Below are 12,752 nucleotides of genomic sequence, written 5' to 3' on the forward strand. Positions count from 1 at the left end.
TCAGCTTTGATAGGTCCTCGTTTTGTCTTTAATGAAAACTTTTTTCTAACATTACTCTTTTTTATTTATTTCTTTAATCTGTAAATTGTTGTCATCTATGAGCGTTTTGATATTCTTCATTTTGAATTTCACCACGTATGTTTCTCTGATGATTAATTCAATCCAAATGTTTTGGGGAAAGGAATAAACGTTGCTTATACAAGTCAAACAAATAGTGAGAAAATAGTTAATACTGTGAATTAATTATAGGAATATCCTTTGCTTTGAAAAAGTGAATAAAAAAGATTTTGAGTATCCATAAACTTTATGGTGGAAGACAAAACTTATTGTCTGAAGTTATTTTATGCAAGTAGTTTTCTTTTGGATAATATTGAAAGGGGAATGATTCGTAATTGTGAACCGGATTAGCGAGATTACAAAGCGCGATATTCTTGATTTGTTTCAAAACGGAATGGATATAGAAGAAATATTTGAAACGAAAAAAGTTACTTATCCTTATTCCGGACAATTGGATGAGATTGAATTTCTAAAAAGATTATATGATTTAAAAAGTATGCCAAGTTCTGATTATAGATTTTCAGATGCTGAAGGTGATATATGGCAACACACGATAAACAATGATGATTACCAATATTGTTGGGTGTTTGAGGACGAACGGTTTCATTTAAAAGATGGGAACGATGAAATATACTTGAGATTTATTTGTGAAATATTTCATCCGGCAGTTAGAATTGAAAAAGGGTATTGGATGAATTTTCTTACTGAGATAAATAAATTATTACAGCATGATGGGTATGAATTATATCCTGCCGAGAAAATCTCCAACCGTGATGTGTATAGTTGGAGAATATATCAAGCAGAAAATGACATGTTTGTTCCTTTTTCTCAAAGAAATAAGAAAGCGATAAAACAGAAAGAAATAGTATTTAAAATTAAACGGGAAGCAAGAAACCAAATTTACAAAATCTTCGAGAAATACGATTCCAGAATTAGAAAGGTAAGCGAGACGGGATGGGAATATGATGTTTTAGTAAGTGAAGAAATTCTTCAAGATATAAAGATGTTTTATACTCCCAAATGCTTTAATAAAGAGAATAAATATGTCGAAACTGATAGCCCCAAAGAATTTGTCTTGTCCACTTCGCCTTATAATGTGATAGATGCAATAGAGTTTTTTGAAAAGTACTGTAATAGTGATTTTGCGGCAGATATTAATACAATATTTAATTTGAATAGTATTTCTCTGAGGTTAAACAATGGAAAAATTGAAAGCTTGGTAACTAGTCATATAACAAATAGTTCATGGGCTTCGATTGGCGAGGCAGGACTGAAAGAACTACTTCAGGAAGCTAGTAGGTATTATGAGAAAGAGAATTTGAATATCGCTGTTGAAAAACTCTGGGATGCTTTTGAAAGACTAAAGACATATTATTCGCCAACTCTAGATAAGAAAAAATCAGTAAATAGAATTATTGAAAATATGAGTGGTAACAATGAGGTCTTTAAAGAATTATTTGAAAATGAATTTCATGAGCTTACTAGAATCGGAAACAACTTTAGAATCCGTCATCATGAAACCACAAAACTCGATATTGAAGATAATAGACATTACGATTATTTTTACAAACGCTGCCTTTCTTTAGTCACAACTGCCATTAGATACTTGGATAATAAAGGAGTGATTTAAGATAAATGTTATTAAAAAAATCTCGGGCTAGTACAGTTTCAATATCATTCTTTTATTAATTTAAGGGTTGGGAGGGTCATAATTGATTGTTGCTCTCTGTTAAGAACTATATGATTGCATCTAATATTTCTTCTACCTTTAGTAAAGAAATATTATGTTTTATATTTATGCCTATTATTCTTATGAAAATAGAGTTAATTAATATAGTGTTAACCAGCAAAAGCAAAAAGGTAGACAGAATCAACGTAACTCACATTAAAATGAAATTGAGGAATGAGTGACTAACATGAGTAATACAAATACAATATTAGTATTAATAAATAAAGTATGACAATCTCTCCAAGAAAAGAGTTCCGTTCTCCTCTACATGTTTCACCAGTTTCCTTAAAGTTTTTTGATGTTTTGTATAAGGAATATCATCACATCATTCTCAGAAGAAGCTTATCATAAAATTTAATTTATTACACAGATACAAAAATATTAATTTTGTGTAATTATTTAGAAATATGCAATTTATAGTATGACTGATTTAAGGATTACTTTCTTGCTCAGATAACTAAATCTTAATTATGAGTAAGAGGATATATACATTGATAACCAATAGAAGTTGATTAACTTAATTTTAAACTTACTAACAATAACTAGGATTTTTATCTTTTATAAAGAACTAGAGGTAAGGTAGCTTCTGTAAAAAAACAGGAGTTGCTTTTTAAGGAGGAGCATTATGAAAAAAAGAAGGATTAAAACTCTAAAACCGGATAACTATGCTAACTTTGGACCAATGGAATTAGCATCATTTGGAAAAGAGGTTATTGTGAGGAATAATATGACATAGAGATGCGGCAAGAATATATAAGTCACTTAGTTAAAGAATATCCAGATGTAAAAAACAAAATAGATAAACTAGTTTTTGAAATTCGTGAATTAGTTTCAGGTTGTGATCCTTTATTATTATTACATCAAAGTTATGGTAACTATTATATGGCAATGTTGGGTAAGACATCTGAAGTGAATTACGGTTTTGATGAAATTATTTCTTTACGGATGGTGGATTATCTACAAAGTGTTATTGCTTCAACGGAGCAGAAAAAAGGGGATAATATCAACAAAAACGTCACAGAAGTATGGGGAGAAATCCACAAAAAAGTCAGCGAACTTTATTCTAATTTAAGTTATTATCACATAACACATTCGGCATTTCTAGAGAGTACCGACCCAGAATATAATCCGGAATATGATTTCTTTTATGTTCAAGCTCAGGAAATGAGAACTTCGGTAAGAGGTAAAAGGTATCCAGTTCATGATATTATTCATCATCTAGAATTATTATCTCCTCATGATGAAGTCTTTGTTGAACTCTTTGGTGTAAATATTAACGATTTTCTTTTAAGCTTGGAAAAATTACAAATATCCTTAATGCGTGGAATGAGTGATACTGTCCGTGATCTTAGTTTTATTATGGATAAAACTCTTCCGGTATTAGGAGAAAGTGTTGAGGATACATCCAAAAACCCCCAAGAAAAAATGGATGAATTATTAGTGGAAATGGGTTTAAAAGATCTTAGCGATTCCTTTAAGGGACGCTTTATGGGATATGATTTATTTGATGTGGAAAAAGTAACGGGCTTGCCAAAAGCTTTGTTAAAGCACCTGTCATGGGAGGTTGGAGAGGAAAAAAGTTTTTATTCTGATGGAGATTTTTCAGGCTGGCCACTAAGAAGAACGCCTATAGAAGAGCGGCCTTTTATAAGTATTGAAGACGTTATCTATTGCTTCGATTATTATAGTCTTTTTGACAATTTGTATAGAGTGATACAAAGGTTGATATTCAGATTAAAACCAGAGTATAAAAAAGAGTGGAATGAAAAACAAAAGATAATATCTGAACAGATACCTTTTGATTTATTTAATAGGTTATTACCAAATTCAGATATTTATAGATCTATTTATTACCAAAGTAAGACTGGGAATAACGGAAAAAACCAATGGTGTGAATGTGATGGCATATTAATTTTTGATGACCAATTACTCGTGGTGGAAGTAAAGGGTGGATCATTTAGTTATACTCATCCTACTACTGACTTCGAAGCATTCATTAAATCAATAGAGAATCTAGCAAAGAAACCTCATGAACAAGCTAGTAGATTAATAGAAACACTAAAAAATGAGGGGAGAGTTATTGTATGCGATGAGGAACATAATCCTATAAAAGAATTAAATTTCTCCGAGTATAGGCATATAACTTTATGTAGTGTTACTATAGATAATTTTAATGAGTTTGCCGCAAGGATTGATAAACTCAAACCCCTTGGAATTGAACTTGGAGAGTTTCCATCTTGGAGTATATCGCTTGATGAGTTGAGGGTTTACGCTGACTACTTTGAATCACCAAGTACATTTCTTCACTTTTTGGAACAACGAGTGAAAGCTTCGCAATCCCCTGACCTAGAAGTGTTTGATGAACTCGATCATTTAGGGTTATATATTGAACACAATTTCTATACCAAAACAGCCGAGTCAAAAAAAGGTAGCTTTAAAGTTTGGCATGGTTATAGAGAAGAGTTAGATAATTACTTCTCTTCACTTATGATTGAAGAGATGGAAAGAGTAGAAAAACCACAACAAGAAGTGCCGAGAAAGTTACAAGAGATAATAGATGAACTAGATAAACAACGAAGAAGTGGTTTCACTAGAGTTGTTAGTGACTTACTTAATTTAAAAGGTGATACACGCATAGAAATTGAAGAAAAAATGGAGACATTATTTAAAAGACAAGTAGAAACAAAAAAAATTATGCCATTAAGTATTCATGGGGAATCTAAAATAACATTTATATGTAATATAGATGGAGTTACTAAGTTTGAGCTAGATCCAGCAAGAGATTACGTACTAGCAACAATGTTAAGACCAAATGAAGACGATAGATTAGCTCTGTATTTAGATTATAATAGCCAAAGGGAATTAATTAATGTTGAATTTGAATATCTGTGTAAAGATGATATCCCACCAGAAAGAGCATCAGAGTTTATCGAATTAGCCGATAAATATGCGGAAACACGCTTACTATCATATAAAAGACAATATGGAGTAAAAAAGATTGGTCGAAATGATTCATGTCCCTGTGGAAGTGGAAAGAAATATAAAAGATGCTGTGGTGCTTGAGGTGGGGAAGTGAGGTAAATAATTTATAAATTATTTACCTCACAATCCATGTATAAAGAATGGATTTTACCTTGAAATTAAAGGATACCATTAGATTAATTATAGAATTCTTATAAAGCTAATGAGTGTTTTTTTCATTAATTTATCTTTACCATCGAAAAGTTATTTCGCTTCTTACTTAAAGCCTCGTCCATTACATTACAGTAAGTAAGCCCTTAACTTATCAACTAAGTCCCAATTTATAACATCCAGCAAATACTGATATCCATATTTGAATTGAAGGACTCCACTTATTATGGTTGAAATCAAGATCATGTTTTATTTCTCTTAGTTCAGGAAATGATCAATTGGTATGAAATAAGTATCGATCTTGTTAGGCAAATCCGATAAATTTGTTATGATTTTGTTTAAACATAAAACATTTATCACCTAATGTTCGTTTTTAGACTGTATGTCCCGTTCTAGAAAAGTTCTTACCGACTCTCTCTTAGGATATGTCCCTAAGTGTGATTATGTATGGGGGATTATAAAACATCCTCATTATCGTATTCTATTAATAACTTTCCGTTTATCTCTAGCTGAAATGTCAAGTTTGTCCAGACATCCTGGTTATTTTCTTTGAACTCATCTTGTAATTCCTCAAATGAGTCATGTAATTATAATCATAATTCATCTTAAACATCCTCACTAACATGAAAATGTTCAGGAATATTATGAGAATAGATATAATCCTTAGTTTGCGGAGGATTGAAATAAAAGAAAACCTCAGATGAATGGTTGAGTATTTCTGCATAAAGAATGACTTTTTCCCATTCAGAAAGAATGATGTCGTTAATGCCTTCAGCTATCTGTTGATATAGTTGACACATTTTTGCAGTTTCCATGATGCCTCCAGCTTTTATTATTGATTTAGATAAGTAATTAAAAATTCTCTATCCCTTCCTCGTCTTCAGACAAAATTCCAAGGGTTTTGAATTCCCATAATGCAATTCTTTAGTATCCATCTAACAAAATATCGTCATCATTATAATTAAGTTGGAATTGACCATTTGCTCTGCAATGTCAATGTAAGGTTAGTCCAAACCTGATCAATATTCTTTTTGTGTTCAATTCTTAATTCCTTAAAAAGTTCTCGAATTTCTCTTAATAACGTTTTGAAGATATCTTTACTTACGTTGTATTGGACAGGTATATCTTGTGAATAAATAAGTTGATGTTTTTCTGATGCCTTGAAGTGAAAGAGAACCATAGTAGAGTCGGCTAATACTTCTGCATAAAGATAAATTATTGTCCATTCACAAGGTATGATGTCATTTGATTTTTCACAAATAATCTGGTACAATTCATGCATTTTCTTAATTTCCTTTTTCACCTCCAATCGTCGAGAATCCTAGTTATAAAAAATAGCCCAGCAGCGAAGGCTGAGCTATTTTTGATTATTGTAAAATAGATTATTCTTCTTCCGAATTGAGATAGTGTTCCAAGAACTCCCTGTTTTTCTTACCAGTAGGAACCAAACCTAAATGTTTATATTCCCAAACTATTTGACGTTGAGTACCGTTTAGTTCTGAAGCAATAACATCATCATAATCATAGTCAATTGATAACTTTCCGGTATGCTCTAGCTTGAGTGTAAGGTTAGTCCACACATCTGAGTTATTCGCTTTCCATTCATCTCTTAGTTCATCAAATAAATCTTGTAGTTCGATTAACAAGTCATCATAAATTTGTTCACTTACTTGATAATGTTCCGGAATATCATGCGAATAAATGAAATCTTCACTATTTTTTGTATTAAAGAAAAAGTATACTTCTCTAGAGTCATCTAAAATCTCTGCGTATAGAGCAACTTTATTCCATTCTGCTGGAATCATTTCATTAATTTGTTCTGCTATTTTTTGATATAATTGGCCCATTTTTTCTGTCTCCATAATATCAACCTCCTGCTTGGTTTCTTATTGTCATATTTTTATATCTGCCGTCACCAACTTTATACTTTACTTTAAATAAAGTTGGTCTTAGTGAATCGCCTTGATATACATTTTCTATTTGCACACTAACTGTTTCGGGAGGTTCTTCTTTAAGAGCCTTTGCCCACTCCTGTTCCATCTCATACCATTTCCCGCCGCTCCTATTAATCTGAGAATTCATCGGCACGATATTGTCAAACTGGCCTGAGCCTTTGAATTGGGTGGCGATTAAATGGCCTCCGTCATCGTCAGGCTTTCGGTCTTGGGGCTTTCCAGCATTCGTTTGTGCATATTGGTTTCGTTTTGCTTCTCCCAGCTGTAAGTCTGCTTTGACACTTGTAATTCTACCATAGTTGTCAGTCGTGTACGTGTAGCCTTCTTTTGTTTTGTAGATGATATTAGGCTTCAGTACTTTCTTTCTGCTCCATCGTGCGAAATGCTCGCCGTATTTGACTGTTACCGGCGGTACATGTGGCGCTGGAGTTCGTCTTCCGCTTGATGACGTTCCGTATGGTTTCGGAAGGATGACCTTGGCGAATTTTTGCAGTCCTTCTTTAAGCGTGACCCCGTTGACTGCGTTGTAAGGAACGCCTGCCGGCACTAAATCATGACGGGGATGATACGGGAGAATATCCGCAAGTGTGAGATCTCCGATTTGATTTAACTTGGTTTTGACGTGTTTTTTTGATACTTCAATGCCTGTGTTTACTTTTTGTTTGATGTGATCAACGGTTTGTTTTGAGACTGTTATGGCTTTTTGGGCTGTTGCAGATTTGCTTGCTGCTGTTTTGACTTTGGTCGTCACTTTGGCGGCTGTGCCAGTTTTTGAGACGGCTCCTACGCCTTTTGTGCCGACAATTGATGTGACAACAGTGCCAACCGCATATGACACCCATCTTGCTCTTGAGTAGGTGTCACCATTCACCATGTCTTTTTGATACGATTCTTCGATTGCCGCTGAAATGGCTTCATACGTTTTGATCGGGTGAGCCATCGCTCCGGTAATCGCTTCAACGGTTCCGCTCGGATCTGTGACCATATCCCATAGTCCTACGACCGCGTCTTTTCCGGAATCATAAAGGCCGACGGCGACCCCTTTGAAGCCAGCTTCAAGCTCACGCGTGTTTTCGATTTGGGTGAAGTATCTCTGTTGTTCAGCTGTCAGATTTTCATAGCCGATCGTTTTTGCCATTTCGTAGAATTCATCGGCATCCGCATAATCGTAGTTTTTCAGTCTTTCTTTTAGTTTTTCAATCTCACGTTCCTTCGCTTCCTCTTTCTTAATCTTCAAGTAAGCCTCTGTCCGCTTTTCAATGTCGCCTTTTTTCTTATGTATGTCACTCTCACGGTACGCTTTGGCGTTGTAGTGGATGGGTGTAGCGTTTTTGCCTTTGCCCGTTGCTTCTTGGAGCTTTTGGAAGTCGGATTTGATGAATTGTTCGTTTGGTTCTGACAGGGCGTATTCAGTCTGCAGATCTTCGTCCAAGGCGTCCAATTTTTCCAGTGTTTTTTTGCGTTTGTCGTTGGCATCGGCCAGCTCGTCTTTGAAGGTTTCTGTTGAAAACAAGTCGAGCGGGAGAATGTCGTCGATATCGTTCAGGATGTCTTTCATCGCTTTTTTCTGTTCGGACATGATGGATTTTGATTTTTTATTTGCATTTGCCAGTTCGTGCTCCAGGAAGGACTCTTCGATGTATGCGTCTGAGAGGCCTTTGTCTTCGGCGGCTCCGGCGATGCTGTTGAAAAATGCGATTTTCATGTCGATGTAGTCGATCCATTGGTCGGTGACGCCGACGTGGTCGTGGTAGAAGGCTTTGATGTTGCTGGCGCCTTTTCCTGAGAATTCGCTGTCACTGAGATCAGCGACGCTTTTTAACGCTTTTCTCAAGTTGACCATTTGCGTTCTTAGTTCTTTGTACTCTTTTGCACGGTCTGTCGCTTCCGAAAGCAGTGTTTTCGCTTCAAATACTTTCATGACCATTTCCCTTCTTTTGTTCGCTCAATATCAAAATTTTACCACGGGGCGGGATGGGGGTGGGTGTGAGAACGTGTTTTGGTGGAAAAATGAGTCATTTGGCTTGTGTCTTTATTCGTGGAGGGATTGGCAGAAACATGGTCGAAATGTATTGTCGCTACACATTTTTTGGAAGTTTGTATTCTATATTATTTTTTAAGGAGCATGGTGATGAAGAAAAAATGGATTACATTTGGTTTATTAGGGTTAATGGTATGCATCATACTGTTTGTTCAGTTACGCAATAAAGACAGTATTCCTGTCCAATCTTCCGCCATTCACCCCGAAGAAGACCGGATCTTTTTTATCTACTCCAATCCTTTCATAAAAGAAAGCGTGCTGCTTTCAACCTCTACAGGCGAACGGTTTAACAGGCGCACGTTTAAGGTGGCGGATGTGCCTTTTATTCAAACGAAGTCGTACAAATCCATAGACATTGTATTATTAGCGGAACACGAGCCTTTTTACTATACGTTAAAGAAGGATGCGATCAAAGAGCATCCGTTGTCAGATCCATTTGCGTTTTGGTATGAGGGGAAGGATGTCTCTATTAAGGCCTATAACGTTGATACGACGGGGAATGAGATTCACATAAATGATAAAAAAATGAAAAAGGAATATAGCCTTACCTTACCTTCGCTTGTCACGATGGGGGCCAGTGATGAGAACTATATTTATATCATTCAAAGCATGGCTATTTACGTGATTGACAGAAAAACAGAGGAAATGATTGAGACCCTGAGTTTAGCTTCGTACGCTGATCAATTCGCAGACTCGGAGGAATTTATTGTCGCGAGCTCGGAGCATGAATTGACTGTGATTGAAAAAGGGACATGGAAAACGACATATATTCCGTATCCTGAAGATCTTGAATATGCAGATACTGTGTATTATGACAAAGAAAGCGGCAGTTTTTACGTGGCGTACGAGGACAAAGAGGGTGAGGCGAACTTGCTGGAGTATGGGGAGGATTTTTCTTTTCACACATACAGCTTGAATTTCCCTTATATGGAGGCGAAGTTTAAGGGGGATTTATTGTATATTGTCGCCCAGGAAGAGCATAAAAAGGGCATCGGCGGGTATGTGGGTGTGTTTGATATCCATTCTAAGAAGATGCTTTATCAGTTTGATTTGCCTGAGGAACAGGTGAAGGTGCAGGGTTTTGTTGTGGTTGAGTAAGCTCATTTCACTCCCTTTCTTCTTCTGTAAAAATGAAATGTACAAACCGACAAAAGACCTATAAAATGAGAAAGCTACCATGAGAGAACAGAAGGGTGAGAAGAGACAATGAGTTATAAATTGGGTGCGCTGCTTTTATCTATTTTATTCCTATTATCGGCGTGTTCTGATAGCGGAGCTTCTGATAAGGATCAGGAAAAGCAAGCAGTGAAGAAAGCGAGCGTTGCGATGCTGACGGAGCAGGAAGTAAAATCAGCTTTGAAAAACGATATTGATTCGATCTTCAATGCATTTGATAAAGCAGGAAAAGAAAACGGCTGGATCACGGCAAACAAGGCGGATTTCAACAAGCTGCGGCCTAGTGTGCTGCCTTATGCAACAGACACGTTTGCAGATCAGACCTTAAAGGATTTGACCGGAGAGTACTATTGCGAGTGTGATGCTTCTTTTCAACCCGGCACTGATTTCGTTGTGCGTTTTACATATGAACAGTACAAGAATAAGATAGAGGCTTCATCAATAGACCCGGCAACAGAATTAAACAACATGGGCACGGCATGGACATTTGAATTGGTGAAGCAAGATGGCGATTGGAAGATCAACAAATGGGACAGCAAGTCGCTTCAAGGGGATGATATCAAGCTGACAAAAGAAGAAGCGAAAACGATTCTGTCGAGAAACGGTGAAACGGCGGAATTTGTGAAGTCTTATGAATCGAAGGCTGCCGGCGGAACAGCTTATTTTTTCAATGTAAAAAGTTCAAATGGGGAAAGACAGGCGGCGATCAGCTCAAAGGATACCAGTATAGTGAGTGATAAAGAAAACGAGACTGAGGCTCCAGAGCAAGAGACAGCTCAGAAGACTGCGGAAACCGCATCACCTGATACAGCGGATACACAGAGCAGTGAGCAGGCAACGGGAGGCATAAAAGCAGATTATGCTGCCAAATTGTCAGCAACAGAACAGAAAGAAAAGCACAATGACTATCAAAGTGATTATCAGATGATTGAGGATTACGGTTACAACTATCAAATGTGGGACGGATTGCTGAACGAGATATACGGCGTGCTGCAAAAACAGCTTCCTGCTTCAGACATGGCGGCATTAAAAGTTAAACAGCGCCAATGGATAAAGGATAGGGATGCTGCGGCCCAGAAACGATATGATGAGGAGGGCGGCGGTTCATTATCCCGGGTCGTCCAAACGGAAGAGCTTGCCAAACAGACGAAAGAGCGCTGTTACGAGCTGATGAATACGTATATGAAATAGAATGACAAAGACCCTTGCGTAAAGGGTCTTTTTTGCGTAGAAAAACAAATTGACAGGATGAAAAAACAATTTCTTCCTTCTGTATTGTTTTCAAAATTTGGGATTGATAGAATATGACATATCTCATAGAGAAGGAGGGAAGCTATTGAGTCAAGCCATACCGTCTTCGCGTGTCGGTGTTAAGATTAATGAATGGTATAAAATGATTCGCCAGTTCAGTGTTCCGGATGCTGAGATTCTGAAAGCGGAGGTTGAGCAGGACATTCAGAAGATGGAAGAGGATCAGGATTTACTGATCTATTATTCTCTGATGTGTTTTCGGCACCAGCTGATGCTGGATTATTTGGAGCCGGGACAAACATACGGGAATCGCCCTACAGTGACAGAGCTTCTTGAAACGATTGAGACCCCTCAGAAAAAACTCACAGGCCTTTTGAAATACTACTCTTTGTTTTTCCGCGGCATGTATGAATTTGATCAAAAAGAATATGTGGAAGCGATCGGGTATTATCGCGAGGCGGAGAAAGAACTGCCGTTTGTGTCAGATGAAATTGAGAAAGCGGAATTCCATTTTAAAGTGGCCGAAGCGTATTATCACATGAAGCAAACCCATGTGTCGATGCATCATATTCTTCAAGCCTTGGACATTTATCAAAAAAATCCCCTATACAGCATTAGAACGATACAAAGCTTGTCTGTGATCGCCGGCAACTATGATGATTTCAAACATTATGATAAAGCGCTCCCGCATTTAGAGGCGGCGCTGGAATTGGCAATGGACATTCAAAATGACAGGTTTATCGCCATTTCTCTATTGAACATCGCGAACAGCTATGACAGATCAGGAGACGATCAGATGGCTGTAGAACATTTCCAAAAAGCGGCGAAAGTAAGCAGAGAGAAAGTGCCTGATCTGCTTCCGAAAGTCTTGTTTGGATTAAGCTGGACATTATGTAAGACAGGCCAAACACAGCGGGCGTTTCAGTTCATAGAGGAAGGATTAGACCAAATGACAGCACATTCTCACAAATTTTATAAAGAATTGTTTCTGTTCTTGCAGGCCGTGTACAAGGAGACTGTTGATGAACGAAAAATTCATGATCTTTTAAGCTATTTCGAAAAAAAGAACTTGCATGCGTATATTGAAGCGTGTGCCCGGAGTGCTGCCGCTGTTTTTGAAAGCAGCTGTCACTTTGAACAAGCAGCTGCGTTTTATCGGAAAGTGCTGAAAGCCCAAGAAGATATTCTAAAAGGAGAGTGTTTATATGCCTATTAAGAAAAAAGTGATGATGTGTTTGGCTGTTACTCTAGTTTTCGGAAGCATGTCGTTTCCAACCCTGACAAACTCCGGTGGATTTAAGGAATCAACAGATCGAAATACGACGTATATTGATCATTCCCCTTACAAACTTAGTGATCAGAAGAAAGCCCATAGCTAGGGCTTTTTCTTGCTTTACGGAAGACGTTCCAT

Annotated in this window: 7 protein-coding genes and 3 pseudogenes; 6 read left to right on the forward strand and 4 right to left on the reverse strand. The window is 36.9% G+C overall.

The window, feature by feature from the left end; all coding sequences use genetic code 11:
- Positions 1–394 precede the first annotated feature (394 nt).
- Positions 395–1,687, forward strand: coding sequence for an AbiJ-related protein (locus tag AC0OMU_RS00305; protein WP_069448597.1), 1,293 nt, complete (start codon positions 395–397; stop codon positions 1,685–1,687).
- Positions 1,688–4,774: 3,087 nt separating this feature from the next.
- Positions 4,775–4,849: pseudogene (locus tag AC0OMU_RS00310) on the forward strand (SEC-C metal-binding domain-containing protein); the annotation flags it as partial.
- 524 nt (positions 4,850–5,373) lie between these two features.
- Here AC0OMU_RS00310 and AC0OMU_RS00315 read toward each other — a convergent pair.
- The 4 genes and pseudogenes from AC0OMU_RS00315 to yeeF all read right to left on the reverse strand — a co-directional run bounded on the left by AC0OMU_RS00315 (position 5,374) and on the right by yeeF (position 8,794).
- A pseudogene (locus AC0OMU_RS00315) lies at positions 5,374–5,733 on the reverse strand (TIGR01741 family protein).
- Between the two features lie 17 nt (positions 5,734–5,750).
- A pseudogene (locus AC0OMU_RS00320) lies at positions 5,751–6,200 on the reverse strand (TIGR01741 family protein).
- Between the two features lie 100 nt (positions 6,201–6,300).
- Positions 6,301–6,780, reverse strand: coding sequence for an antitoxin YezG family protein (locus AC0OMU_RS00325; RefSeq protein ID WP_249851209.1), 480 nt, complete (start codon positions 6,778–6,780; stop codon positions 6,301–6,303).
- A gap of 4 nt (positions 6,781–6,784) precedes the next feature.
- Positions 6,785–8,794, reverse strand: coding sequence for an LXG family T7SS effector deoxyribonuclease toxin YeeF (gene yeeF / locus AC0OMU_RS00330; protein WP_322840091.1), 2,010 nt, complete (start codon positions 8,792–8,794; stop codon positions 6,785–6,787).
- 210 nt (positions 8,795–9,004) lie between these two features.
- On the opposite strand from yeeF, the gene AC0OMU_RS00335 reads away from it, so the two are divergent.
- From AC0OMU_RS00335 to phrH, 4 genes are all read left to right on the forward strand, one after another.
- Entirely contained in the window at positions 9,005–10,012 is a 1,008-nt protein-coding gene (locus AC0OMU_RS00335; protein WP_322840090.1) for a hypothetical protein, read from the forward strand.
- 108 nt (positions 10,013–10,120) lie between these two features.
- Positions 10,121–11,281 (forward strand): lysozyme inhibitor LprI family protein, encoded by a 1,161-nt coding sequence (locus AC0OMU_RS00340; RefSeq protein WP_474240811.1) that lies wholly within the window; start codon positions 10,121–10,123, stop codon positions 11,279–11,281.
- 145 nt (positions 11,282–11,426) lie between these two features.
- The gene (gene rapH / locus AC0OMU_RS00345) at positions 11,427–12,557 is read left to right on the forward strand and encodes a response regulator aspartate phosphatase RapH (protein ID WP_181218499.1); all 1,131 of its coding nucleotides are present in this window, start codon (positions 11,427–11,429) and stop codon (positions 12,555–12,557) included.
- Positions 12,547–12,720 carry a phosphatase RapH inhibitor PhrH gene (phrH, locus tag AC0OMU_RS00350; RefSeq protein WP_181218502.1) on the forward strand — a complete coding sequence of 58 codons (174 nt, stop codon included), beginning with the start codon at positions 12,547–12,549 and terminating at the stop codon, positions 12,718–12,720. The genes rapH and phrH overlap by 11 nt, the downstream gene beginning before the upstream one ends.
- Positions 12,721–12,752: the final 32 nt, after the last annotated feature.

Source organism: Bacillus sp. FAU18 (assembly GCF_056033885.1).